At 50.5% G+C, this 25402-nt stretch carries 21 protein-coding genes and 2 pseudogenes; 3 read left to right on the top strand and 20 right to left on the bottom strand.

The window, feature by feature from the left end; genetic code table 11:
- Positions 1-5: 5 nt before the first annotated feature.
- From B157_RS0101880 to B157_RS0101945, 14 genes and pseudogenes are all read right to left on the bottom strand, one after another.
- On the bottom strand, positions 6-3296 hold the full coding sequence (locus B157_RS0101880; RefSeq protein ID WP_020601683.1) for a TonB-dependent receptor: 3291 nt from the start codon (positions 3294-3296) through the stop codon (positions 6-8).
- 237 nt (positions 3297-3533) lie between these two features.
- Positions 3534-4613 carry a FecR family protein gene (locus B157_RS0101885; RefSeq protein ID WP_020601684.1) on the bottom strand — a complete coding sequence of 360 codons (1080 nt, stop codon included), beginning with the start codon at positions 4611-4613 and terminating at the stop codon, positions 3534-3536.
- Between the two features lie 143 nt (positions 4614-4756).
- A complete protein-coding gene (locus tag B157_RS0101890; RefSeq protein ID WP_026308416.1) occupies positions 4757-5356 on the bottom strand; it encodes an RNA polymerase sigma factor in 600 nt (199 codons plus the stop codon).
- Positions 5357-5490: 134 nt separating this feature from the next.
- Positions 5491-6852, bottom strand: coding sequence for a polysaccharide lyase domain-containing protein (locus B157_RS0101895; RefSeq protein ID WP_020601686.1), 1362 nt, complete (start codon positions 6850-6852; stop codon positions 5491-5493).
- A gap of 131 nt (positions 6853-6983) precedes the next feature.
- On the bottom strand, positions 6984-7145 hold the full coding sequence (locus B157_RS37930; RefSeq protein WP_020601687.1) for a hypothetical protein: 162 nt from the start codon (positions 7143-7145) through the stop codon (positions 6984-6986).
- 5 nt (positions 7146-7150) lie between these two features.
- Positions 7151-7288 (bottom strand): hypothetical protein, encoded by a 138-nt coding sequence (locus B157_RS37935; protein ID WP_020601688.1) that lies wholly within the window; start codon positions 7286-7288, stop codon positions 7151-7153.
- Positions 7289-7549: 261 nt separating this feature from the next.
- The gene (locus tag B157_RS0101910) at positions 7550-7819 is read right to left on the bottom strand and encodes a hypothetical protein (protein WP_020601689.1); all 270 of its coding nucleotides are present in this window, start codon (positions 7817-7819) and stop codon (positions 7550-7552) included.
- 244 nt (positions 7820-8063) lie between these two features.
- Positions 8064-8468 carry a hypothetical protein gene (locus B157_RS0101915; protein WP_157618270.1) on the bottom strand — a complete coding sequence of 135 codons (405 nt, stop codon included), beginning with the start codon at positions 8466-8468 and terminating at the stop codon, positions 8064-8066.
- 42 nt (positions 8469-8510) lie between these two features.
- Positions 8511-8861: a hypothetical protein gene (locus B157_RS0101920; protein WP_157618271.1), complete on the bottom strand. Its 351-nt coding sequence runs from the start codon at positions 8859-8861 to the stop codon at positions 8511-8513.
- Between the two features lie 361 nt (positions 8862-9222).
- Positions 9223-10953, bottom strand: a complete 1731-nt coding sequence (locus B157_RS0101925) for a GMC oxidoreductase (RefSeq protein ID WP_020601692.1) — start codon at positions 10951-10953, stop codon at positions 9223-9225.
- Between the two features lie 58 nt (positions 10954-11011).
- Positions 11012-12241 (bottom strand): annotated as a pseudogene (locus B157_RS34160) (Gfo/Idh/MocA family protein).
- A 36-nt stretch (positions 12242-12277) separates the two neighbouring features.
- Positions 12278-13174, bottom strand: a complete 897-nt coding sequence (locus B157_RS0101935) for a sugar phosphate isomerase/epimerase family protein (protein WP_157618272.1) — start codon at positions 13172-13174, stop codon at positions 12278-12280.
- A 69-nt stretch (positions 13175-13243) separates the two neighbouring features.
- A complete protein-coding gene (locus tag B157_RS0101940; protein WP_041951852.1) occupies positions 13244-13879 on the bottom strand; it encodes an RNA polymerase sigma factor in 636 nt (211 codons plus the stop codon).
- A gap of 93 nt (positions 13880-13972) precedes the next feature.
- The gene (locus B157_RS0101945) at positions 13973-14809 is read right to left on the bottom strand and encodes a phytanoyl-CoA dioxygenase family protein (RefSeq protein ID WP_020601697.1); all 837 of its coding nucleotides are present in this window, start codon (positions 14807-14809) and stop codon (positions 13973-13975) included.
- A gap of 92 nt (positions 14810-14901) precedes the next feature.
- On the opposite strand from B157_RS0101945, the gene B157_RS0101955 reads away from it, so the two are divergent.
- On the top strand, positions 14902-15303 hold the full coding sequence (locus B157_RS0101955; RefSeq protein WP_020601699.1) for a GxxExxY protein: 402 nt from the start codon (positions 14902-14904) through the stop codon (positions 15301-15303).
- Between the two features lie 12 nt (positions 15304-15315).
- Here B157_RS0101955 and B157_RS0101960 read toward each other — a convergent pair whose 3' ends face one another.
- The gene (locus B157_RS0101960; RefSeq protein WP_020601700.1) at positions 15316-17448 is read right to left on the bottom strand and encodes a glycoside hydrolase family 36 protein; all 2133 of its coding nucleotides are present in this window, start codon (positions 17446-17448) and stop codon (positions 15316-15318) included.
- A gap of 153 nt (positions 17449-17601) precedes the next feature.
- Here B157_RS0101960 and B157_RS0101965 point away from each other — a divergent pair, with 153 nt between their 5' ends.
- A complete protein-coding gene (locus B157_RS0101965) occupies positions 17602-18522 on the top strand; it encodes an AraC family transcriptional regulator (RefSeq protein WP_026308418.1) in 921 nt (306 codons plus the stop codon).
- A 99-nt stretch (positions 18523-18621) separates the two neighbouring features.
- Here the strand turns inward: B157_RS0101965 and B157_RS39555 are convergent.
- The 3 genes and pseudogenes from B157_RS39555 to B157_RS0101975 form a co-directional block, all read right to left on the bottom strand.
- Positions 18622-19080 (bottom strand): annotated as a pseudogene (locus B157_RS39555) (sugar phosphate isomerase/epimerase family protein); the annotation flags it as partial.
- A 15-nt stretch (positions 19081-19095) separates the two neighbouring features.
- Positions 19096-19452 (bottom strand): hypothetical protein, encoded by a 357-nt coding sequence (locus tag B157_RS39560; protein ID WP_020601703.1) that lies wholly within the window; start codon positions 19450-19452, stop codon positions 19096-19098.
- 21 nt (positions 19453-19473) lie between these two features.
- Positions 19474-21627: an alpha-galactosidase gene (locus B157_RS0101975; protein ID WP_211224971.1), complete on the bottom strand. Its 2154-nt coding sequence runs from the start codon at positions 21625-21627 to the stop codon at positions 19474-19476.
- A 103-nt stretch (positions 21628-21730) separates the two neighbouring features.
- Between B157_RS0101975 and B157_RS37940 the strand changes: the two genes are divergently transcribed.
- A complete protein-coding gene (locus B157_RS37940; protein WP_157618273.1) occupies positions 21731-21898 on the top strand; it encodes a hypothetical protein in 168 nt (55 codons plus the stop codon).
- Positions 21899-22084: 186 nt separating this feature from the next.
- Here the strand turns inward: B157_RS37940 and B157_RS37945 are convergent, their stop codons facing one another.
- Both B157_RS37945 and B157_RS0101985 read right to left on the bottom strand, forming a co-directional pair.
- Positions 22085-22336: a hypothetical protein gene (locus B157_RS37945; RefSeq protein ID WP_157618274.1), complete on the bottom strand. Its 252-nt coding sequence runs from the start codon at positions 22334-22336 to the stop codon at positions 22085-22087.
- Between the two features lie 465 nt (positions 22337-22801).
- Positions 22802-25249 (bottom strand): hybrid sensor histidine kinase/response regulator, encoded by a 2448-nt coding sequence (locus B157_RS0101985; RefSeq protein ID WP_041951846.1) that lies wholly within the window; start codon positions 25247-25249, stop codon positions 22802-22804.
- Between the last annotated feature and the right edge of the window lie 153 nt (positions 25250-25402).

Raw genomic sequence — 25402 nt, forward strand, 5'->3', positions numbered from 1 at the left:
TTGGTTTAGAAACTCAAATTGATACCTGCCGTAACCGTTCGGGCCAGTGGGTAACTTCGCCGGGGATCGGTCGTGTTTACCCCAACTTCAGGGTCAAAGCCAACCCAGTTTGTGAATGTGTACAGATTTTTGCCACTGACATACGCGCTCAACGTACCAAGTTTCAATGATTTCACCAGGGCCGACGGAAACTGATAGGTCAGGTTTACATCCTGAATCCGGATAAAATCCCGGCTTTGGTAATAGCCGTGGCCAACGGGATTGGTATAGGTTAAGGACGGGCGGGTATTGGACTTATTCTCGGGTGTCCACCAGTCGGCGTCCAGGCCATTGAATGAGCGTGACGGATAATTGTAGTTGCCGTTCGTTTCCAGCAACGGCAACGCCTGCGACCAGCCCTGCATGGCGTTGATGAAGACCGTCAGCGATAGATTGCCATAACGGAGTGTGTTGCCGACCCCCCAGCGATATTTGGGCTGCTGCTGGCTGATGACACTCCGGTCTGCGGGGTCGATTTTGCCATCCCCATTGATATCTTTTATTCGATAGAAACCCGCTTTGTAACCCGCTGGCAAGGCATCATTGGCCTGATAAACGCCGTCAAGCGTGTAGTCATAGTTAACGCTGATGGGCTGACCGATAAACCAGCGATTGCCCAGGTCATCATCTTCTTTGCCGTCGCCATTAGTATCACTACCGTAAAGATGGGTAATGCGGTTACGATTCCTAGAGAAAACCACGTTGCTGTTCCACTCAAACTTACCCTGACGGAAGTTGGTCGAATTCAGCGATAACTCAAAGCCTTTATTGTTGGTAGCGCCCAGGTTAGTGGTTACCCCGGCAAAACCCGTCGGGCTGGGCAGTTGCCGGTACAGCAACAGGTCTTTGGTATTGAGATTATAATACTCGACAGTACCGCCAAGGCGCCCTTTGAACAGGTCGAAATCCATGGCAATATTCGTAGAGGTCGTTGTTTCCCAGGTCAGGTTGGAATTTTCCATCGAGGCCGTATAAACCCCGGTACTGGTAGGACCTCCGTCACCAAATACGTATTGAACCGTACTGCCCCGGCTCAGTGACTGGTAAGGGTTGATGGCCTGATTACCTACCGAACCATACGAAAGCCGGAGTTTAAGCAGGTTGACGAATGAGAGCGATTTGATAAATGGCTCATCCGAGGCTACCCAGGCCAGAGCCGCCGACGGGAACGTACCAAATTTCTGGTTAGTACCAAAAACGGAGGTGCCATCCCGACGGGCAGTCAGGGTCAGTAGGTAGCGATCCATAAACCGGTAATTCACCCGTAGCATGGACGAAATACCTTCCTGCGCCTGCGCGTTGGAAACAGTTTGTTGCACCTGCGCCAGATTAAGGCTATTCCAGCTTAGCACATCGGTGAAAAACGTGGCACCACTGGCCATTGTGGATTCCCAACCCCGGTGATTACGCCCATACAGAGCCGTTACGTCGATACTGTGGTTGTTATTTATCTGTTTAGAATAGGTCAGGATGTTTTCCAGCACCCAGTCCAAATCTTCCCGGTTATACTTACTGGCCGTCCCTCTGTTATTGAGGCCATTGCGCTGGTAAATGGGAGACGAGTTATAATTATGCTCCCAGCGATAGTTAGGCGAGTAATTGACCCGGTAGTTTAGTCCTTTCAAAAACGGGGCATCGACGATAGCATAGAAATTCGCAAACAGGTTATGGTTAATTTCTTCGTTCTTATTCAATTGGGCATAAAACAGCGGATTGAAGGACAACTGATCGTCGGACGGGTAAGGCACCAAGTCCGTTTTAGCGGCATCGTAGTACAACTTTCCATATGGACTCAGATAATAGCCACCGAACAGATCGGCCTCCTGGCCCGACAGATTCCGTTTGGCGTACAGCGAGCTGACCCCAATCCTCAACCACGGACTGATGGTATTTTCCAGGTTGAGCCGCAAGGAAGTCCGGGTGGCATTATCATTGTAAATCAAGCCTTTCTCATAAACCTGTGCCCCTGAAAACAGGTAACTCGTCCGCTCGGTACGGCCCGAAATACTCAGGTTATACGATTGAACTGACCCTTGCTGCGAGATCACATCCAGCGGATCGACACTCTGACCATTCTTGTAATTATCTACCTCCGAGTTTTGTAGGTAACTGGCTACCTGAGTCGGATCGGACGTTTGCCCGTTCTGCTTCCGAAAATCCAGCAGACGCTGCACGTAGCGATCAGGACTCAGTAGTTTTAGCCGGTAACTCATGTCCGATAAACCTGCGTAAGTACTTAGCCGAATGGTGGGCTTATCGGTAGTGCCACGTCGGGAGTTGACCAGAATAACGCCATTGGCGGCCCGTGAGCCGTAAATAGCGGCCGCACTGGCATCTTTCAGGATCTCCATCGACTCGATATCATTGGGGTTTATGTCGGCCAGGCTCCCATTGAAGAAAATTCCGTCGAGAATAATCAGGGGATCGTTGGAGGCCGTAATGGAACGTTGTCCACGCACCAGAATCGTTCCACCCTGGCCTGGTCGGCCATTATCGACAAACTGCACCCCCGCTACGCGTCCCCGCAACGCCTGCGAAATATTCGTGTTGGGCAGGTTCTCGGTTTGTTTCAGGTCCACCTTGGCGACCGACCCCGTTACATTACGCCGGGACTGCGTACCGTAACCTACCACCACCACCTCATTCAATGTTTTATCATCGGCCTTCAACGTGACATTGATAGTAGAGCGGCTTCCTACTGTTTCTTCCTGCGAGGCATATCCCACGAAAGAAAACACCAGAATAGTCATTTGCGATGCACCATTGCGATCGGGAATACTGATACGGTAGTTGCCGCTGCCGTCGGTATTGGTGCCTTTGGTGGTCCCTTTCACCACGATACTTACCCCCGGCAGCACCTGGCCAGCATCGTCAGTGACGGTTCCGGTAATGATTTCGTCGGCCGGGGCGAGAGTACCCGCCAGATTGGCTAACCCAGGCAGCTTTGTTTCGGGCAATAAACCGGTTTCGTCAAGCATACTCAGGACAATCTGCTGATCTGAGATGCTGTATGTAATAGACAGCGGTTTCAGGAGTCGGTCCAGTACAGTACCCAACTTTTCATCGTGCGCTTCCACACTAATTTTTCGGTCGGCGCGAATGCGCTGGGCACTATAGATAAACTGAGCCGACGTGCTTTTTTCAAGCAGGCGCAACACACTTTTTAACGATTGATTTCGGCACTGGATGTTGACCCGTGTATTCAACTGATCCTGTGCGTTGGAATTACCCGCGTGAGCAATTCCAGCGAATACCATCGCAAAGCAAAATTGACGGACTGTTAATGACATAACATTCCAAATTTGGACGGTCAAAGGGTTTGGCATAGTTTTGTTTGTTTTTGTTTAGGAATAGACAAGAGCACCCTGGCGACAACTGCTGGTTTTGGCCAGTCGCGGAGGCAGTTCGGAGCCGATAGTGCTGGAACCACTATCGGCTCTTTTACTTGATCAAGATGTTTACTGCATAGATTATCAGGGCTTTAGTGCGTGTGCTTATTGATTACAACTTTCTGCGTGAATGACAATCGTTGTTCCTACCGTTTCGTGCGTACCACCAATCGCCTGGCAAACAAGGTTGAGTTTTTTGTACATCGACTCATTCGTCAGCCGTGCCGTAAGTGTACAATGCTTCAGCTTCTCCCGATCAAAATCAATCTGAATACCGTAGGCTGTTTGTAGCTTATCAAACACATCGGCAATGGGGGTTTCTTCAAAGACGAAGTCGGTTTCCTGGCTTTTCTGATTGACTAAAACCGGAGCTTCCACGAGGGTTTTGCGAAAGACATTATCCTGCGCTGAGAACGTCACCTGCTGGTTAGGAATAAGTAGAACTGCCGTCTGGTCTGAGCTGGGTACGCCAGTGGCTTTTGATACGGCCACTTTACCCGTTTTTACAACTACGTTCACTTCGCCATTACGCCCTGAAGTACGCACGTCAAAGCTGGTTCCCAGTACTTTTACATTAACGTCACCGGCATGAACGATAAAAGGCCGAAGGGGTTGGCGGACGACCTCGAAAAAGGCATCGCCCGTTAGTTTTACGTCCCGTACCTGTCGGCCAAACTGCGCGGGAAATAATACCCGGCTGTTTGGTGCCAGCACTACGCGGCTCCCATCGGGCAGTTTAACGGATAGCGGGCGTTCTGTACGATTTTCCCTCGACAGCGAGTCATTGGTTTTTTCGGGGAGAGCTGCCAGATCAGAAGTCGATCTGTTTACGGACAATCCGTACCAGCCAATGCCCAGTACAACCAGAATGGCGGCTGCTATTCGCCAGGCAGATACCAACCAATGGCGACTGGCAGAATTAGAAAAGGGCAAATGGTCTTCGGAAAGCTGCGCCTGCACCCTGGCTACCGCAAGCCGAACGGCCTGATCGGCTGGGAGTTGTTCGTTTACAGCCAGGTTCGCAACCCAGTAGCGGGCCTCCTGCAAAACTACAGCCCGGGTCGGGTGCATCAACTGCCATTGCTGCCAGAACGAATCTGATTCGCGGGTTGGGTGTTTTACCCAGGCGACAAACTCATTGTCAAGCAAAAAGTCAGCAATCTCGTAGGTTTCGTAGGACTTCATAAAAAAAGGGTCTCAAGTGGGGAGACACACCTTTTCTGAATAACTACTGAACTTTACGGCGATTTTTTTTAACTTTTTCACGCAGTGAAATAGCCGCTGTAGCGCGGCCAGCAACTCAGTAAGGAATTTTCACGTCAAGGAAGTTAGGCGTTAGCCTCTAGAAGTGCCACCAGCGCAGGCAAAAGGGTACCCTGCCAGTTTTTGCGAAGCCGCAACAGGGATTCCCGGAGTAGGTTATAGACCGATTGGCGGTTGAGTTGCATCAGCTCCGCAATCTCATCGAAATCCAGGTCCTGGTAGAACCGCAGGTAAATGAGTTGTTTTTGCCGGGGCGATAATGTCTCAACTAACGCGGCTAACTGCCTGGCCTTTTCTGCCTGCTCCTGACGGCTGATAAGGTCCGCTTCGATGCTGAACTCTACACTAAAACTGGTATCTGGATTAATAATTTCTGCGTTGTATAACAGGCGATTACGGTGTATAGCCCGGTGGATTTTACGCTGTAATGCCCGTAGCATATAGAACCGGGGCGACTCGGCGCTGCCAATCGCAACCCGACGGTGCCATAACTCCAGAAAGACTTCCTGGATGCAGTCTTTCACTAATTCCTTATCGAAGACAAGTTTTGTACCGTAGCTATAGAGCGGCCGATAATGCCGTTCCATCAGGATCGTATACGCCTGCCTATCACCTTGCCTGAAGGCTTCCCAAAGTTCGATATCGGTAGCGGTTAACAAATGCACGGGTTACACATGAAGTGACTGAAAAGATCAACGAGACGAGTCAACAGAAAGATAAATCAGACGTGTACTTACTAATTTTACAGGTGTAAAATAAGGGTGATTTTGGCCGAATCTACCCGACAGACCAATTTGTTTTACTGTTCAAAGGCACCCCGGTCCCGACCCGGCCCCTTTGGCCGTGCTTTGCCGGTAATATCCGTTTTCAGGGCCACAGCAGCAGAGCCGGTGTTATGGCCTTTACTATCCTTCGTCAGCCGGAAATTACCCTTCGTTATATCAGTTTCTACGTCGATAAAATTGGGGTCGGCAATGATGTCATTAGTCCCCACTAAAACATTCTGCGCCACTGGATATAGGTTGTAATCCCACTTAACATCAGTGTTCCGATTGTTGGAGGTTACCTTGCCAGCAGGCCGGGGAGTGATAATGTTGTTCATTATCACCACATCGGTCGATCGGTTGGCAAACAGTTCGGGGTAGCCAACAATACCGCCGTTCCAGTAGGTAGTGTTGTTGATAATATCGACGTGCCGGGTCCGAAATGTGTGAATCCCCGACCCACCGTTGAAGGCGCTGATGTTGTCGGCAATCAGTGCCCGGCCTTTCCACTCCGGGCGTTTGGGTTTGGCAGCCGGAGCGGGCTTGGTGCTGTCTGGTTTGACGACGGCGTCAGCGTTGGGGTTAGTGGCCCCCTGACCCTGCTCCTGATCGGTTACATCGAGAATAATTCCATTACCGTCGCTGAGTTTACCGATTTGCTCCCAGGGCACCAGCGTTTTATTGTTCCACACATAGTTGCGCTGAATCACCACATGATACCCCGGCGCATCGTCATGCGCCCAGTTGTTGAGCGTAGTAATGCCCGAGCCACCATAGCGCATAAACCAGGCGTTATTATAAACCCGACAGTCTTCGACCGTAAAATAATCGATTTCAATGCCGACAATCCCACCACCGGGGCACTTGGCAACTTCGCAGTTCCGAATAACTAGATGGTGCGGCTTTTCATCTGGTTTCTTACCCCGGCCATTGAAGAAGATGCCGTTGGTATTGAAGTACGGGTCAGGTTTGGGCTTTCTGGCGTCTTCCTGTGCTTTCAGCAGTACAATCGAATCGTTACTGCCAATAACCCGCAGTCCGTCGAAGATGTGATACGACCCCGAAATCTGAATACCAGCCCAGCCCGTTGGGCGAATTTCGGGATGCTGACCCGGCAGGGCTTTCCAGGTAATCCAGGCTCCGTCTTTCCCCGACCGGGTGATATTCAAAACCGCGCTACCGTTTCCTTTATCGGAGTTGGTGTAGATGCCGTTTCCGATTAAAACCACTTCACCGGGCTGCACCAGATCGGCGGCCTTTTGCAGATTACGGAATGCCGTTTTTTCGGTTTTCCCATCGTTGGTATCATTACCCGTGCCGGATACGTACCAGGTTTGGTCATGGGCAGCCAGGTTAACAAAGAGCAGTAGAAATACGACAAATTGGGAATTTTTCATGCTATTTAATCGAGTCAGATTGGTATTTTTATTTTAGAGAAGGTCGGTATTTAGCACCATCGGCAATGACCCGTACTGCATCGACTGGGTATACAGGCCGTTGTGCATAAGGGTCCCGTACTTTTTGGCTTTTAGTAGACTATGATGGAGGTAATCAGCCGGAGAATAACCTGGCCCCTGCCTACAGGAAATGCGTTGTCGGTTTTGGGACCTACCTCAACGACGGAGCAGGGTTGAGCCAGCAGCCGCGACGAAACCAGTATGCAGAAAAACAAGCTAATTCGTTGAACCATGTTCGTTATGAAGCGGGTTTCCTGACCGTAGTCGCTGTAAAAGAGCCTGGCAGCGTGTAGGCCTTGTGGGCGTACTGAAACGTCCAGGCTATGTAATCATCGCCCAGCACTTTACCGACGTTGAACCGAAGCAGAAATTTCATGGGAATAGCCGATTAGGGAGAGTTTGCCACCGGGACATTACTGGTAAAACGGAATAGTCCTGATTTTTCCCGGTTTTCATCCGTATTTCTTTGGGCAGCCACAAATGAGTCGGCAGTACAGTTGGCCGAAGGAGCAGATTCAGTAAATACAAAAGAGCTGAAGTTTGTGCTTCAGCCCTGCTTGTGTCAATTTCCCATTATAGGTGTTATCTACTCTGACAGTAGGGGCTGCCCAATGGCAATCGCTACTGTCAATATCTATCATCCGGGCACTTTCTGATCGAGGTAATACGCAGACAACAAGCCCAAACCGGCTCCCCAGAGTATCAGGGCTGCTCCGTGTAAAGCGACCTCGAACGATTCACTATAGAGTTGTCTGAACCAGGTAAGCGCAACACCATCTAAAAATATGGCCGTAAACGTTATAACGACCACCGGCCTCAGAAGCTCGTTCCAGGGCAGACCACTGGTTTGTTTGGTGACGTACAGAAACGCTCCGGTTAGGGGACCCTTCTTTAGCGAATAACGCATAGCCGGTTAAAATCCAGGATTTTTTGTTTTCATTGAGCATAGCGCACAATCATCTGGTTGGTAACCCTAAAGTTACGGCTACTAGCCAGTTCTACGAAAGACTGCGGCTTCTACAAGTTTGGAGAAGGCATTCTCATCTTTTTGTACGGCTAAAAGATTATTGTGATAGACATCATTCGGTATAAATTCTCCGATTCCGGGTTAAACCTCCTTCGCAAACGTTAAAAAATAGTACCCCTGATCTCTAGCGGCCAGTCAATGTTCCATTTCCAATTCGTCGTAATAAATTAACGCCCATCAGAAAGGGCATGACAAAAGGAATAGCCGGAATCGATACCGCATAACCAGCAATGGTAAGTGGCTCAATGGAGAATGAAGGCAATACACACAGAAAAAAACCGAGCAAGTTCATTCCTATATAGACTCGGCAAGCCATTGGCTTTAACCACCCTACGCGTCCCAGAGATACGGCAAAAGAAGCTGTGGCCAGGTAGATTAATGCCACTTCAATGGAGCTAATCCAGGCAAACAGGGCGCGAAGGGGTAAGTACCAGTCCGGCCGTTTCGGGGAAGCCGCGTCAACGAACAGCTTAAATGACTCCGTCAAATAACTACCCCAATAGATCATGTTGAGCATAAATAAAGGCATTGCCAGCAGGACTAGCAGCAAGCCCAGTTGGGAATATAAATCCTAGCCAGTCCGTTTCAATTGATTTCTCAATAAAGCAAAGCCAAGTGTGAAGAACACACCACTGCCTAGCAGAATAGCATAACGGACCTGCTGTTCAATAGCGGTAGCTACCCAGCCTTCCGCCGTAGCTGGTGGCGGACCCATGCCCCCAAACAAGGCAATAAATACCCAGGGGATCACGAACAAATAAGCGCATATCACCAATTGTTTAGTGTCCTCATCCTGGCTTGGAAGGGCCTTCGAACTCAGTACCCAAGCTGCCAGTAGCATCAGACAGACATGGATCATCCAGATTGGCAGATAGATGGTATAGCTGGTGTGGCCAATCGTAAAGGCGAGGAGAGCCGCCAAGAATGGGACAAGCGTTAAATAAAGCTGACTCAAAGTCCGTAGCATTGGCTTGGCTGTTCTGAAGATGACTGGTTTGGTCAGCTAATTTACTACCGGTTCCAGGAAAGAGTGCTGCCCGTTCATTGCGAGTGGCTGAGTAGATGCAAATTTAGCTTGTAGTAATTTTTTAACCTGATTAACGCCCTGGGCCTATCTTAAGAGAGGATTTAACATTGAGCTGATTACGTACCAGACGTAGGCTAGAGCCAGAAACTTGCTCAGCCCTTTTTTTTACGGATTAAATCAGTGAGGTATAAACCTCTACTGATGCAATTCATATCTTCGCTACATCCCTGTTGACGTTCAGTTAAACGCCCTCCACTCACAAATCCCCCTTCTTCCCTTCCCGAACGGCATAATCGACAGCGCGGGCGGTGAGGGCCATGTAGGTCAGTGATGGGTTCTGGCAGGCCGACGAAGCCATGCTGGCCCCGTCCGTTACGAAGACGTTCTTTACGGCATGAAGCTGATTCCATTTGTTGAGCATCGACGTTTTAGGGTCATGCCCCATCCGTGCCGTGCCCATTTCGTGGATGGCCAGACCGGGATTCTGGTGGTTGTCGATAGCCGCCGTTACCCGGATGCCCGCAGCTTCCATCATCGCTTTGGCCTGGGTTATGGCGTCCTGCGTCATCTTATCTTCATTATCGCTCCAGGCGCAGTCGATATCCAGCGTCGGCATACCCCACTGATCTTTGTTCGTCTGGTTTAGCCGGACGTGGTTTTCATAGCGGGGCAGCATCTCGCCCATCGCTGTCATACTGAACGACCACCCGCCGGGCGTTGTGAGCGATTCCTTGAAATCGGCCCCGAACCCTTCCTTGCCGCGCCCTCGCTCCCAACCGGCCCGTTGGCCTCCACAGGCATAGGCGTAGCCACGCACAAAATCGGTCTGTTTATCATCCAGCACGTTACGGAAACGGGGCACATAGGTACCGGTGGGTCGCCGACCGTAATAGTATTTGTCGTCCAGGTCAGAACCGTCATACACGCCACTCACCCGCCCCCGGTAGTTATGGTCCATCAGGTAATGACCCAACACGCCACTATCGTTCCCCAGCCCGTTTGGAAACCGGTGCGAGGTCGAGTTGAGTAAAATCAGCGTTGAATTGAGCGTTGCCGCATTCACGAAAATAATCCGGGCGTAGTACTCGGTCATTTCCTTCGTGTTGGTGTCGATCACCCGAACGCCGGTTGCTTTTTTCTTTCGCTCATCGTAGATGATGGAATGAACTACTGAAAACGGCCGAATGGTCAGCTTGCCTGTTTTGGCGGCTGCGGGCAGCGTAGCCGCATTGCTGCTGAAGTAGGCTCCGTACAGACATCCCCGCCCGCACCAGTTGCGCGACTGACAGTCGGCCCGGCCCAGTGCCAGATGAACAGGCTGTGCTTTGCTCAGATTGGCGGTGCGGCTAATGATGAGGTGACGATCGGCGTATTCTTTTTTCCAGGCATCGCGAACGCTTTTTTCGATGCAGCTCATCTCGAAGGGTGGTAAAAATTCACCGTCGGGCAGCGTCGATAAGCCATCCCGATTGCCACTGATACCGGCAAATTTCTCGACGTAGCTGTACCAGGGCGCTAAATCCGGGTAACGAATGGGCCAGTCTGCGCCGTGACCGTCTTTGAGATTATCCTCAAAATTGAACGGTGCCCAGCGTTGCGTCCAGCGCGCCCACGACAGCGATTTACCCCCCACCTGATAGCCCCGAATCCAGTCGAAGGGTTTGGTCTGCTGGTAGGGGTGATCAGTATCGCGGATAAAAAATTGCCCGGAATACTCATTGAAGGCGTAAGCCACTTTGGCCTGTATCGGGCTTTTTTCCAGTACCTCCAGCGGGTAGCGGCCCCGGTGGGCCATCTCCCACGGACTCGACATCGTGGTCGGATAGTCTTTAACGTGTTCAACGGGTCGCCCGCGTTCCAGCACCATTGTCTTCAACCCTTTCTGGGTCAACTCTTTAGCGGCCCAGCCTCCGCTTATACCGGAGCCAATCACAATGGCATCGTATTGGTTAGCGGTCGGTGATGTTGTATTTCCAGTCAGATTCATAAACTGTCAGAGTTAGAGGGTATGAAGATTCGGTAACGGCTGGTGCCGAGACCGGGCATTAGTCAAGGCTAACCGGTTCTTTCGGCTGATCTTTCTCCACGATTTTTCCGTTTGCCTTATCTTTCAAAATCAGCTTGTGCCGACCATCGTGGGTGATTTCTTCTTTAATCAGGTAAAAATGATCGTCGTAGTCCGTCAGCGTTTTTTCGGCGCTCAGGCCTTCCTGTCCCCGCCAAACGGCCAGGTTAATGGGCTCCCACTGCTTCGTTTCGGCCGAGCGATAAGCCGCGTCCAGAATGGCATTGACCACATAGCCATCATAGAAGGTTTCGGCGGGTTCGCGGCCATTCTCGCACGCATCAAACATGTCGGCAAACATGTGATTATAGCCTAAATCGTTCACTTCGTCACCCACCGGAAAAAGCCAGCCGGAATTCGATTCGGCTTTTTCGGCCACGTAATCGGCCCCTTTGCCACCGGAATGCCGGCCAGAGGTGTACATCTCGAAGCCGGTACGCAAAAAATTGTTGATCCAGATAGTGCCCTCGGTGCCCATCACTTCGTCGCGCAGGTCCATACCGCCCCGAAACACCCAGCTCACCTCGAATTGTCAAATGGCCCCGTTTTCGTATTTGACCAGGGCAATGGCATGGTCTTCGGCGTCGATAGGCTTCACCTGGGTGGCAGCCCAGCACATCACCTCGACGGGCCGAACGTCTTTACCGATGAAACTCCGGGCAATTTCGACGCAGTGACAACCCAGATCGAGCATACACCCGCCACCCGCCTGCTCCTTGTCCCAGAACCAGTTAGAGTGCGGACCGGGGTGCGCTTCCCTGGATTTGGCCCACAAAATTCGGCCAAGCGACCCCGACTTAACCGTTTCCAGGGCTTTCAGAAACTTGGGCGAATACCACAAATCTTCGAGATAACCACCGAAAATACCCGCTTCTTCCACCAGTTGCATCATATGCAGCGCTTCGTCGGCAGTGCGGCCCAGCGGTTTGGTACAGATGACATTTTTCCTGTGTTTGGCGCATAGCGCAACGGCCGCAGCGTGGAGATTGTTGGGCAGAGCTACGCACACCATCGTGATATCGGAATGCGAGATAACCGCTTCCATATCAGTCGACCAAATGGCACAGCTATAGTCGTTGGCAAATTTTTTGGCCGTTTCTTCCCGACGGGCGTAAATGGCGACAACACGGTCTCGGCTGCGTTGGCCGTGGAGCGATTCGGCATAAAAACGACCGATGAAACCGCCCCCAAGCATGGCAATTCGTTGCATACGTACTGGTTTTTTAATGTAAAAATGTTGGTCGCCTTACACGCCAAACTGTTTTTTGATGGTCTGTCGGCTCATTTTCAGGCTTTCGCGAATGGGGCGCGTTGGTTTAAAACCCGCTGGAAACGCCAGCTCGACCAGCATGTCGCCCGAATAATTAAGCGCTTTCAACTCGCGGGCAATCGCGCCAAAATCCATGATGCCTTCGCCCACCGATTCCGACCAGACACCCGTCCAGAGGTGGTCGCGGAGGTGCATCGATACAATTTTATCTTTGTACACTTTCAGAAACGTCGGCACATCGACCTTCGCCTGAAACAGCCAGTCGAGGTCGGGACCAAGGGCTATGTCTGGTACGCGCTCCAGCGTATTTTTCAGGTCGTAAAGCCCATCGGCGACTTCGTAGACGTGGTTATGCAGGTTAGGTACCACGTTATGCTGTTTGCCAATAGCCTGAATTTTTTGCAGCGTTTCGCCCTGAACATCCAGTTCTTCGGGCGTTTTTTTGCGTCGGGCATCGCCCACGGAAATGCCTAATGTGCGCCCCTTGAGTTTGGCGATTCGTTCGATAACCAGACCCGCATCGTCAATAATTTCGGCCTGTTTCTGTTTGTTCCACATCGGTTGACCGTAAGATGCCCCGCTTACGGCTACGCCGGTTTTCTGAATCAGGTCGCCAATTTTTTCAACCGAATCATCGTGCCGCAGGCTAACTTCCATCAATTCGATGGCATCGAACCCCGCGTATTTCACATCGTTAAACACCTGGTCGAGTATCGGGAAACAGTCATAATTTGGCTTGTCCGACGAAAATGCCCAGTCGTGAATACCCAATACCCGCTGGCCAGCCAACGGCTTATTATCATTCGGTTGCCAGTAATCAGTAAAGGCAATTGTGCCAGCCGTAGCTCCTAAAAAACATCGACGATTCATCATGTGTATTGCGGGATAAACAGGGTTAACAGGTAGGCTTAGGCTGTTGTATATGGCTTGGAAAGTGGGTAATCAAAGTAATCGAATCGCCAGCAGGAAGCTAACCAGCAGGCTGATACAACTCAGAAAAGCCCCTTTACTCTCAAACGAAGCCCGAACGCCAGACCGCAGGGTCGTCAAGGCTATGTTGATGGTGTTATAGACGCTCTTCAGCGAAATCCCCATCACCTCGGCAGCCTGTGGGTAGGTCAGTCCTTTCATAAATACCAGGTATAGAATCTCTTTCTGGCGTTTTGGCAGTTCATTCAGGGCCATAACGACCAGCTCTTTTTGCCGTTCCACGAGCTCACTTTCAATCAGCGTGCGCTCATACGGCTGCACCAGAAAAGCGGCATCCGTAAACAGATAGTCGTCGGAGTCGAGTTTATTCAATCGCCCAACGGTATCCAGCAGCCTCCGGCGCAACGCCCGGTACAGGTAAAACAGAATATTATCGGTTGGCCCCAGTTTCTCCCGCTTTTCATGAATATGCAGAAAAAGTTCGTGCAGGCAATCTTCGACCACCTGCCGGTTGCGCACCAGGTTGTAGCCATACCGGTACAAGTCGCCCGAAAACAGGTCGTATATGCGCGAAAAAGCGTCCCGGCTGCCGCCACGAAAATCATTCCAGAGGTGAGTATGCTCCGATTTCGTGAGTTCCTTTTTCATAATAACAGCCATGAGAATTTTAATAAAAATAGAGACACCGAGGAAAAAGAATAAAAGTGAGAAAACTCAGTTCATCTCCGTATCCCACCCTTTCTACTTCAATGCCACATCGGCTTCTTTAGCCAGAAAATCGGCGCCTTCTTCGGCCAGACCAGCGGTCCCCCAGGTCAGCAGGGCATCGTTAGGCACTACCTCAATGGGTGTAATGCTCGACATTGAGGAGGCCGAATCGTTGTAACCGATGTTGGCCTGCCGGTTGTAGCACGAAATCATCGACCACCGCGGTTTGTCCGATAAATTAGCTTCTGATCGATGGAGAATATTGCTATGGAAGAAGAGAACGTCGCCCTCCTTCAACTCCACATATACCAGTTCCATCGTTTTCAGAGCCAGATCGACGTAATGTTGCGACGCGCCCACCTGTTCGCCGGCAAAGCCGTGCTCAACACGACCCATTTTGTGCGAACCTTTGATGACCTGGAGGCAACCGTTTTCGATGTTGGCATCGGTAATAGCCACCATCACTGACATCATCTGGTTAGGCAGCAGAAATTCGTTTTTGTACCAGTAGCCATAGTCCTGATGCCACTCCCAGGCTCCACCCACGCGGGGTTCTTTCTGCATCAGTTTGGAATGAAAATGACAGACTGCCGTGTCGCCATCGAGCAGGGCATTGGTCGAATCGACCAACTGTTGGCTACGGGTGAGCAGCCCGTAGGTATCATCGCCGGGGTTGTACCACAGCGATAGCTTACTGCGTTTCCCCGTGCTATCGTTGACGTTGATGGCGTGTCTGCTCGCGGTACTGTCATCAATGGCGACATGGTATAATTTTTCGACCTCCTCCCCATTCAGGAAGTTGCGGATAATGAGGTAACCGTTCTGGTTGTACTGGTCGATTTGTTCGGGTGTTAATGGCTTGTTTATCATGGCATTTGATTTTGATGGAACAGGACCGGCGGATTTTGATGGAACGCGGATTCTTATGATTATTAAGATTTTATTGCGACCTACGGACAGCTATGAATAGTAACTACCAGCATTCTGATATTACTCAGTTGATTTTGAAAGCTTTTTACAAAGTGTATAATACCCTCGGATATGGTTTTCTGGAAAAAGTTTATGAAAACGCTATGCTCCTCGAACTCCATAAACTGGGTCTGAACTGTCTAAGGCAACAACCCATTGATGTTTTTTACGACGACCAGAAAGTAGGTTTGTACTACGCCGATTTGATTGTTAATGACTGCGTTATTATTGAGTTGAAAGCTGCTGAAGGAATTGCGCTGGAGCATGAAGCCCAGTTGACTAACTATCTCAAGGCCACCGAAATTGAAGTCGGTTTACTGCTCAACTTTGGCCGTGAACCGCAACAAAAACGTAAAGTCTTTGCCAACAACCGTAAAAATCATAATCCGTCTTAACAATCATAAAAATCAGCGGTCTATCGATTGAATCTCAAAAAGCTCTCCGGCATACAACCAGTTGATCGTTACGGGAAAGCCAGTCGTTTGTAGCGCCTTTCCCGTCAGAGAAGTCACGGCTTTGCCATCCATTGTTTTCACCTGATATGTGGTTGCCGGGTCTAATTGCCCGACCGTCACCATTCGCTTCGTTTCGGTAGCCCCCTGCCGGAATATACCCACAATACCACCCCGTTTGGTGTCGGTATTGACGCGCTGAAAACCGTCCCACATGCCGTCCATGGGCTCCCCGAAACCAGCTAAATCCTGCCGGTAGCTCATAAAATCGTGTTTCATCTGCATAGCCTGAAGCCAGTCGGCATAGGCCCGGTACTTTTTCAGTTCAGTTCCGGATAGTTTGCGGGGGTCACCGAGCATGATGGGCAGGGCACCGGCCAGCGATTTGATGTGCATTTCCCAACCAGCATCCTGCATCTCTGGATTACCAATGACCAATGCCGTAGCGGGCATAGCGGGAGAACGCCACCAGGCCATATTCCGAACGCGCAGGTCGACATTGACATCGGGTGGGCCGTAGAAATTAGATAGCCAGTCACCCTCCGCGTGTTTGAGCATGGCATAGTCGATCAGTTGCAGACCGCCCATCGTCTCGAACGTACAGTCGATAAACAGGTTTGGCTTTGCGGCATGTAATTCATCGAACAGTTTCCAGACGGATTCGTAGCTGGTAAACAGCGATTCGTTACGGTCGGCATGGCCGGGGTGATTGGTGGCGTAACAGCCCGTCGTTTTATTGCTGAATCGGTATGGGCTGGTCACTACCGTAAAATCGAGTTTCAGGTACTCAAGGCCATACTCCAGAGCCAGTTTTAGTAACACCTCTTTAATATAACCCGGCCAGCCGGTGCCGAAGCAGGCCGTGCGCATACTCAGGTTGTCTTCGTGCAGGTTGGCGGGTTGCTGGTTTTCGTCCAGCACGAACCAGTCCGGGTGCGCTTTGTAGACCTTGCTGTCGGGCGAAGCACTCCCCACGCTCACCCACATGCCGGGCTTCATACCCAATGATTTGATGTAGTCGAAAACGGGTTTCAGGCCGTTAGGGAATTTGGCCTTGTCAATGATCCAGTCGCCATAATTTTCCGCCCAGCCATCATCGATAATAAACTCTTTCATCCCGGCATCGGCGGCTGCTTTGGCCAGTTCCCTAATCAGCTTTTCGTTGATATCCTTACGAAAGGGAACCCAGGTGTTATAGACAAAAGTGGGTTTCTGGATCAGTTCTGACAGGCGGATGCCCATATGTTTTCTGATGAAATCGGGTACGGCCGTGTTCAGGATTTCGTCGGGGTCTTTGTGGTTGTTGTACACCATCGTGAATACCTGAGGTGTCGTAAATGACTCCCCTTTATCGATGTATTTCCGAAACGGGTAGCGGGCATCTTTGTGCGTTAGTCCACTGAGAATCACCGGTTCTTTCCAGAAAACCGATGTGTGCTTCACCACGCCAGCGGCCTCATTGCCAATCACAATTCCCTGTTGCCAGTCGCTGTTGTGAACCGTCAGGAGGGCATCCTGCATGTTTCCATCGTAGGGGCCAATCGCCCGTCGGCGACCGTAATCGTGACAAATCCAGCTAAACGTAGTGGCGTTATAATCGGTGATGCTGAATTTTTCAACATCTACCGATTCAAGCGGCACCGTTTCGTTGGTGAGGTTTTTAATAACCAGATTTTTACGAATAGCCGGTGAGTCAGGGTACAACAAAAACCGCAGCGTCAATTCAACTTTGCCATCTTTGCTTTGGATGGTCACAGCCGCTCCATCGCCCTGTCGGGCATCGCTGATGCGCTGAATACCCACCTGTTTCCAGGCACCGGAACCGCTATACAAAATGCCGTTTATCTCAAACCCAAAATCGGGGTTTATTGGCTGGAAATAACGAAAACCACCCGTAACGGGCTTATACGTAGTGGTTAAAAACGGTCCTTCTGAAGCGGGTAGCTTTATTGTTCGCTGCACCACGCCATTGTTCAGGGTCAGTTCTGAATTGGTCCATATTGCATAGGGCGCCACCGGTGCATAGCGCGCCAGCGCAACTGACAACAGGACGAAATTCAGTAAAAATAAACACAGGACACGCTTCATAAGCTTGATTTCCGAAGAGCCCCTTGCCGCGCGAGGGTGCCGACTAATTGTATTTTATGCTCACAAAATTCACCTTTTCTGGGACAGGAGAAATGAAGTATTTTGGCGTAAACATGGATTATTTTACCTTCGACAAGAAATCAAGGCTGAGCGATGCCGACAAAGAGACATAATCGAAAAGGGCGGGGATTTACCGGCGAACGGATGATCGAGATTCCGAAGGAGGTGGTCGAGAAATGCCGCACAATGCCCCTGATAAACAAGTTATTTATCACCCAAATGGGTTTTTTCCCGAAGGCGTTATACCATTACTGGCAACGGCCAACGGGTATGTCGCAGGTAATTTTGATTTACTGCACCGACGGACTCGGCTGGGTTCAGGTACCCAACGGCCGGGTAACCTTACAGGCGGGCGATGTGTATGCCATTGCGCCGGGTGTACCCCACTCCTACGCGGCCGATCCCGATAACCCGTGGACTATTTACTGGTTCCATATCAACGGTACAGACTGCCACGAATCCGTTTGGGCCGCCATGGGCAATCGGAATAACCTGCCCCAGGTTGTCCGGGTGGTTTTTTCGGACGAACGTATTACGCTCTTCGACCTGATATTTGCTACGTTTCTGAATGGATACAGCCAGTCGAACCTGCTCTTCGCCAACCTGACACTGCCCTATTTTCTGGCTTCGTTTATCCTGCCGGATAACTTCCGACCCAAAGCACGGGTTGCGGTACAGGCCAATACCACCGACAAAGCCATTCAGTTTATGCAGGACAACCTGGCCAATCCGCTAACACTGGACAATATTGCTCAGTCAGCTCATTTGTCGATCTCGTTTTTTTCGCGGAAGTTCAAGCAGGACACTGGCTACGCGCCCATCGAGTATTTTAATCACCTCCGCATCCAGCGGGCCTGCCAGTTGCTTCACTTCAGCAACTTACGCGTCAACGAGGTGGCCTCGCAACTGGGTATAGATGATCCGTTCTATTTTTCGCGGCTGTTCAAAAAGCAGATGGGCGTATCGCCCGCTGAGTACCGGAAGAACGAAGGTTTCCTGCCAATCGGGCCATAAGCGCATGGTGAACACTACTCAAAAATAGGCTTTCATGGCCGTTGGGTAACCGGGGAACACCTGCCCAGGCTCGGGGAGTTCGAGGTGCCAGCGTTTCTCCTACTCAAAGCTGTAATACCCGTCAAAATTACCGATTTTCAGTGCCGTAATAGCCTCCCGGAGTGGAGCCTCAGCGGCACCAATGGGTACGTATTGATGAGTGCCCTTCACGATGCGGACGTCTTTGACGTGGATATGCCGGATGTAAGGTTTCAGGTTGATATACACCTCGGCGGGGGCTTCCTGCGCATCAACCCACATATTTACAATATCCCAGATAAGCCCCACGTTTGGGCTTTGGGCGGGCTGCATAATCTGGATCAAGAGGTCGCTCCGGGTCAGTTCGCCGTGCGATTCAAGCAGCATCCCTATCCCGTTGCCATGGGCATATTGCCCGAGTTCCTGCAACCCCTCACTGATAAGTTGAAGCGTTTTCTGGCGGGGCTGGTCGGCGGGTAGCTGATCGGGAAACACCCGCATAAACGGACAATTGAGTTGGTGGGCAAGGTCAATAAACCGCCTGGCTTCGTCGAGCTACTGTTTTCGCCTAGCGGCATCCACATGGTACAATTGGGCCGACGAACCGAGATCGCAGATGCGAATACCCTGCCTGGCAAACCGATCCCGCGGTTTGCGGGATCGGTTTGCCAGGCTGAACGCCGGGCTTTTGGTCAGGTCGAGATCGCCCATTAATCCGCGAAACTCAACGCCCTGATAGCCACTATCGACGGCTGTTTTCAGAATCGTATCCAGCCCCCAGTTGGGGCAGCCGAGGGTGGAGAACGCGAATTTCGGTTTCGGCGTCTCAAAACCAACCAACAGACTCAGCCAGGCCGTTGTGAGGCCAGCCAGCGTTGTTTTCAGGGCCGATCTTCGGGTTAGGGTATGCATAGGCAGGCGGTAAAACGGTTATCAATCGACTAATTTATACCGGAACCAGCCAAAACTATTACGCTCCGGCAACGACACTGTTAGTTTATTATCGGCAGTAACCACGCCGTTGGTTGCTTTTCCGTTACCCGCCAGGGGCTGTAACTGCACCCGTTTTCCGGCGGGTAGCCACGTTTTTATGGCGTTGGTTTCCAGGTCGTTATATTCCCTGAAAACCAGTAAAAAACCCTCCTTGTCCGTAACAATAGACTGAAAGCCCGTCCAGGCTTTCCCGCTGGGTTCGTCGCCAATGGGCAGGATTTGCCCACTGTGAAACGCCCGCTGATTATGGCGGTAGGTCTTAATCAGCGGGGCCGTCTGCATCGCTTCGGCGGGCAGGCCAGTCCCCTCAAACCAGGCCAGCGGTTGGGCGGCCATGGTACTGGCAAACAAATAGTCGAACGAGTAATTGGCGGGCGCAAACCGATCGCCCTGCGGGTACTTGTCGGCATTGCGCCACTTGTTGAGAAACTCAATCTGAAGATTTTGGGGCGGCACATAGTTCGACAAATCCCAAAGGTTACGCAGTGTGCAGTACGGGTAATAATTCCCCCAGTCGGTATAGCGATTTTCGAGAAATAGATTTCCGTATTCGTTAAAGTAATGGTAGCCATTGCGTCGCCCCGCCGTTACGTCCATATTAAAGGCCACGGCATAGTTGGTCGCCGTCAGCACGGAGTCGATAAAGTGCCTGAAGTTGACTTCGCCTGCCTTGTCATTAATCTGGACCCCGTCAATTTTAAAAATTCGTACGCCATAATCGCGGTAGAGGCCAATGAGGGTCTGGGCATCGCTTTTCCAGTTCTGAAAACTACTGTCAATACTGGGGTTAAACCATAAGCCAATCTCCACGCCCACTTGTTTGGCCACCTCCAGCACCGGTTTCAGGCCGTTGGGAAACCGTTCCGGATTAGGTTTCCAGTAATTGGGATTGCGCCAGATAGCCGTTAATGAACCACCCTTAAAGGCCGAATTAGCCGAGCGGCCCGTTTGCCAGCCGTCGTCCAGTTGCAAATGCGTCACACCAAGCCGGGCCGCCTGCCTCAATTCTTCTATGGTAAAGGCTTCGCCCACTTTTTTATCCTGACTGCGGTCGCCCCAGGTATTCATCAGTATCATCTCATCGCGGTCAGGTTGTCGGGGGTGTTTGGCATCCTGATAACTACGCAATACCCGCAAACAAGCCAGTTCCGAGGCCCCACCAAGCCCCAGCGTGTAGCCGTAACCCCGCAGCCAGTCGGCCGGATTACGCTTCTCATCGAGCAGATCGGTGGGTAAAATGCCCACGCCAACCGTCTGAATGCTCCCCGCTTTGACCATAAAATCGAAACCCGGGTTGGCCAATTGCACCGCCGACGTCGGCGCTTCTTTGAGCACAAAAAGCCGGGAGCCAGTCAGACCATCAGTCAGCCAGAGCAGATTACCCCGCAAAAAACCTGGCTGACGATACAGGTTATACGGTTTTTCGGTGACGAGCGTATTGTTCCGGTCGGTCATATCGGTAAACTCGATGGCCCGCGCACGCCAGTGGTTGCCGGCCAGCGCCAGCTTATCCATCGTTGGCGTGGTAGTCGTGAGCCGGTTCATATCCTGCTGCGACTCAATGTTCCTGAAATCCAGACTGCCGCCAGCCTGTTTTACGGCCTGCTGCCAGGCTTCGGAGGGCTTGCCCCGCAGGTAAAAAGTACAGTTCAGGGCCGCAATGGCCGGGTAAATGGCAAATACCCGCCGAAGCTCCAGCGTACCCAGTTGGGTGGTTACGCTCACTTCGAGATGGTCTGTCTGGTTGGGCTGCTGTATAATTTGTTTGGTTTCCAGGGTGCCCGTACCGGTGGGCATACTATGGCCGGGAAAAACACAGTCAGGATCCTGACTTGCCCATTGCCAGGTTTGCGACTGTTGTTTATCGGTCAGGCTCAGGGTGATCAGTTGGCCGTTATTCCAGCGAAACCGGCGGGCTATCTGGTTGTTTTCCAGGGTAAGGGTATCATTTTTCAACACCGCCCGACACGATGCAAGTGGGGGCTGGCTAAACCCCGGCATGGGTAATAAACCGAGCAGGATAATTCCCAAAGGAGATAAACGACGTGCTAACAGGCCTGACGGAACTAGTACCTTAAAGCGGGTAATGAGCATCGGGTAAAGGGATAAGTATATCAGTGAAACCAGCAAAAGAGCCATTTTCCCGGTTTTTGGGATAAAATCCCGAATCGATACCGATCTACTGATGTTACTTTAAATGGGTTCTACCCCAGCCCTATCGTCGGGTATAGAGTTAGCCAGACCACCCCAGAACGCCCACTGTGGCGGGTACACGGCCGGCGGGTTATACGTTCGGCTCAACGAAAACAGCGCGAAGCTGACAGGTCAGCATGCCGATGTGGGCTTTAGCTGTGACAGGGGCTAATGTATCGGACAATGAGGCTGGTCGACTTGTGGTTGACAGACTGAAAGGCAAAGTTCCTCGGCTAGAGATAATTGCGGCTGATCATGGTTATAAGGTTAGTTTCATTGAGCATGTTGAGAAAGAACACGGCTGGCGGGTAGAGATTGCACAAAATCGGACCGCCGATGGCTCAATTTTAGGCGACGCTTATTTTGCGGTGTGGAGAAAACCACAGAACGTTCGCCGAGCCGCCGTTGCGGAAGCGGTATCACGGATTGGCTTTATCTCTATTCCCATCAACAGACTCACCAAATAGCACTCCAAAAAATAGGCTACTTTCCGAATGACAAGTGTGTCGCCTTCGTGAATCAATTCAGGTAGTTTGCTCAACTCAGGCCGCTCGGCCAAAATGTCCTTACCCGTTGTTTGATCGATTTCGTCGGTCCTTACGTGTAGCAAAGCGCCTGGCTCTGTTCATACAAGAACAGAGCCAGGCGCTAACCCTAACAAGCAACGCTCCTATCTGGGCTGGAACAATGCTTGATTTTACTATCCGTCAAACTTAGTAAGCAGCATGGGAGTCGAATCAGACCGTTTTCAGGACTTCCTTCATTAAGAAAATGACCGGACTAGTTTCCGATCGGGTATGGTTTAGCGAGTCATCTACTGAGCCAGACTCGAAACGTTCCAGCTGCTCCAATCGGTAGGCTAACTGAGCCAGCTTACTCAACGTAGCTCCCTGGAGCTTGTGGCCTGCCGATTTTAACCCATCCAGATTCCTGGTTCCCGCCTGTTAAAAAAGTACTGACAATGATCTGTTAAGCTCGATATCAGCCGCTTTCAGAAGCTCCTTTAGCAAATCCAGATCCTGCCCTGTTATAGTTACTAAAACTTGAGCATTAAAGTGCGTAACAGGGCTCTCACCTAATCGATCACCTGTTTTTCGACGGGTTGTATTTTCAGCCATTTCTCAAAGAGAGAGACTAGTGACTTTACAACAATGGGTTTTGTCATAAAATCATCCATACCCGCTGCCAGACACTTCTCTCGTTCTCCTTTTACAGTGGTAGCCGTCAGGGCAATGATCGGAACCTGATGAGACGGGTCCAATTGCCGAATAAGCTGTGTAGCTTCATACCCATTCATACCCGGCATTTGGATATCCATCAAGACCAGGTCTGGTCGTTGCTTACTGAACAGGTCTACTGCCTCACGCCCATTACCAGCCTCCAGGATCTGTGCATGGGGTATTAGTCTTATAACGATAGTTTTAACCAGCAACTGATTTATCTTGTTGTCTTCAACCACCAATATGCTGATGGCATGCCTGCCAACCTGAACCGGCGTGTTAGTATCCATAGACAAAAGACTATCGTTTGGCTGGCTTAAGTGGGATAAAGCATGGAACAAGTCCTTCATTTTAACCGGCTTCACCAAACGCTGATTGATCGCCAATGACTCACTCGCTTTAATCAGGCGTTCATCATCCGATGAGCTATGCAGGAGAATAATGGCTTGTTGATTGGTAACCGAGGAGAAATTTCCCCGGATTTTTTCAATGGTTTCCAGGCCGTCCATAAAAGGCATATGGTAATCCATCAGAATCACATCATACGGCCCATGCTTAGCTAGCAGTTGAAGGGCCTCGAAACCATTTCTGGCTTCATCAACACTAATTTGTTTTAATAAAAATAGTTGCCGTAAAATCAGACGATTGTTTTCATTATCATCGACAATCAGTACATGCTTAAGTAAAGTAGTATCCGGCCAGTGAATCGGATCACCGGTGGCTGTTTTAAGCCGTAGGTCGAACGAAAAGCAGCTTCCTTTTCCGGGTTCGCTCACCAGGTCAAGACGGCTGCCCATCAAGCCCAGCAATTTATTGGAGATGGTCAGGCCAAGCCCGGTTCCTCCATATTTTTTTGTCGTTGAGGCATCCTCCTGCGAGAAAGCATCAAAGATGCGCGCCTGCATGTCAGCTTTAATGCCAATACCCGTATCTCTCACTTCAAAACGGAAGGTGACATTTTCCTGGGCAGGATCGGTTAACGGCTTTATTTTTAGTTCAACTTCTCCTTTCTCGGTGAATTTGATGGCATTGCCCAGTAAATTGGTCAGGATCTGCTTTAAGCGCACAGAGTCCGTATAAATAAACCGGGGCAAATCGGCGGGCAAATTCAATAGCACTTCAAGCCCCTTATGCTGAGCCTGATACGTAATAATATCGGCGGCCTGGCTACTGATTTCGTAGATATCTATTTTCTCCATAGCCAGTTCCAGTTTACCCGCTTCAATTTTAGAAAAGTCCAGAATATCATTGATAATGCTTAATAACGCATTGGCCGATTGGTCGACAATGGACAGATACTGATGCTGGGTTTCGTTGAGCGCTGTTTTCAGAACCAGGTCGGTAAAACCGATTACCCCGTTCAGCGGGGTCCTGATTTCATGGCTCATATTGGCCAGGAATTCGGATTTAGCGACGCTGGCCTGTTCAGCCTGTTGCTTGGCTTTTTGCAATTCCTCCCGTTGTAGACAGGATTCGGTAACATCCCGGGCAATCGCAAACAGATAGCCCGTTCCCGGCTCGGGTGTAGCGACCCATTGCAGATGGCGGTAAGAACCATTTTGACACTGGAAGCGGTGGGTAAACGTGATGGCTATGTTACCCATCCTTAACTGATTGAGTTCCTGTTGCGTGGCTAATCGGTCATCAGGGTGAACCAACTCAAAAAAAGACGTGGCTAACAGGTAGTCTTCATCCCAGCCTACTACCTGATGAAAAGCTGGATTTATTTTTTTGAGATACCCGTCGGTACCAGCGACGAAAATCAAATCATTGGAGAGCGTAAAAAGACGATCAAAATAGGCCAGTTCCTGTTTTTGACGGTTTTCAACGATAAGCGTTATGGCGATGTCACCCAACATCACCAATGCCTTCTGTTGAGGTTCTGTAAGCTTTCTGGGTGTGCGATCGATTACGCAAAGTGTGCCTAAAGCATATCCATCAGGGTCAACCAGCGGATATCCGGCATAAAATCGGATGTTGGGGCCGGATGTGACTAATGGATTTTCCTTAAAGCGAACATCCTGTACGGCATCTTCCACCTCAAAGATGTGGCTATCCAAAATAGCGTACCGGCAAAAAGCCACATCCCGACTGGTTCCCTCTTCTTCCATGCCTACCCGCGATTTGAACCATTGTCGCTCCTTATCAAGCAACGTGACGAGTGAGATCGGTGTCTCACAAATCAGTGATGCCAAGTCAGTGAGTCGATCGAAAGCCTTATCAGGCAGTGTATCCAGAATTTGATACCGGTGTAAAGCTTCTAATCGCTTCGTCTCGTTAGGGGGAATCAGGGAAGATGTCACTAATTAATTGTCTAGTTATCTAAGGTGCTAAATTAAAAACTATATATTATATATACTCATTATACGGTAACAAAGATAGAAGTAGTTTCCTATTTCAGTCTCTATTTCAGATAAACTTTGTAGTGAGTGCTTGTTGCAAAAGGGCAAATTTGT

It is taken from the genome of Spirosoma spitsbergense DSM 19989, from assembly GCF_000374085.1.
Lineage (GTDB): Bacteria > Bacteroidota > Bacteroidia > Cytophagales > Spirosomataceae > Spirosoma > Spirosoma spitsbergense.

Coding starts and splice junctions, on each gene's coding strand:
- B157_RS0101880 (WP_020601683.1), bottom strand. CDS start 3,296: ATGGTATTCGCTGGAATTGCTCACGCGGGTAATTCCAACGCACAGGAT.
- B157_RS0101885 (WP_020601684.1), bottom strand. CDS start 4,613: ATGAAGTCCTACGAAACCTACGAGATTGCTGACTTTTTGCTTGACAAT.
- B157_RS0101895 (WP_020601686.1), bottom strand. CDS start 6,852: ATGAAAAATTCCCAATTTGTCGTATTTCTACTGCTCTTTGTTAACCTG.
- B157_RS37930 (WP_020601687.1), bottom strand. CDS start 7,145: ATGGTTCAACGAATTAGCTTGTTTTTCTGCATACTGGTTTCGTCGCGG.
- B157_RS37935 (WP_020601688.1), bottom strand. CDS start 7,288: ATGAAATTTCTGCTTCGGTTCAACGTCGGTAAAGTGCTGGGCGATGAT.
- B157_RS0101910 (WP_020601689.1), bottom strand. CDS start 7,819: ATGCGTTATTCGCTAAAGAAGGGTCCCCTAACCGGAGCGTTTCTGTAC.
- B157_RS0101915 (WP_157618270.1), bottom strand. CDS start 8,468: ATGCCTTTATTTATGCTCAACATGATCTATTGGGGTAGTTATTTGACG.
- B157_RS0101925 (WP_020601692.1), bottom strand. CDS start 10,953: ATGAATCTGACTGGAAATACAACATCACCGACCGCTAACCAATACGAT.
- B157_RS0101935 (WP_157618272.1), bottom strand. CDS start 13,174: ATGATGAATCGTCGATGTTTTTTAGGAGCTACGGCTGGCACAATTGCC.
- B157_RS0101940 (WP_041951852.1), bottom strand. CDS start 13,879: ATGAAAAAGGAACTCACGAAATCGGAGCATACTCACCTCTGGAATGAT.
- B157_RS0101945 (WP_020601697.1), bottom strand. CDS start 14,809: ATGATAAACAAGCCATTAACACCCGAACAAATCGACCAGTACAACCAG.
- B157_RS0101955 (WP_020601699.1), top strand. CDS start 14,902: ATGAATAGTAACTACCAGCATTCTGATATTACTCAGTTGATTTTGAAA.
- B157_RS0101960 (WP_020601700.1), bottom strand. CDS start 17,448: ATGAAGCGTGTCCTGTGTTTATTTTTACTGAATTTCGTCCTGTTGTCA.
- B157_RS0101965 (WP_026308418.1), top strand. CDS start 17,602: ATGCCGACAAAGAGACATAATCGAAAAGGGCGGGGATTTACCGGCGAA.
- B157_RS39560 (WP_020601703.1), bottom strand. CDS start 19,452: ATGCATACCCTAACCCGAAGATCGGCCCTGAAAACAACGCTGGCTGGC.
- B157_RS0101975 (WP_211224971.1), bottom strand. CDS start 21,627: ATGCTCATTACCCGCTTTAAGGTACTAGTTCCGTCAGGCCTGTTAGCA.
- B157_RS37940 (WP_157618273.1), top strand. CDS start 21,731: ATGGGTTCTACCCCAGCCCTATCGTCGGGTATAGAGTTAGCCAGACCA.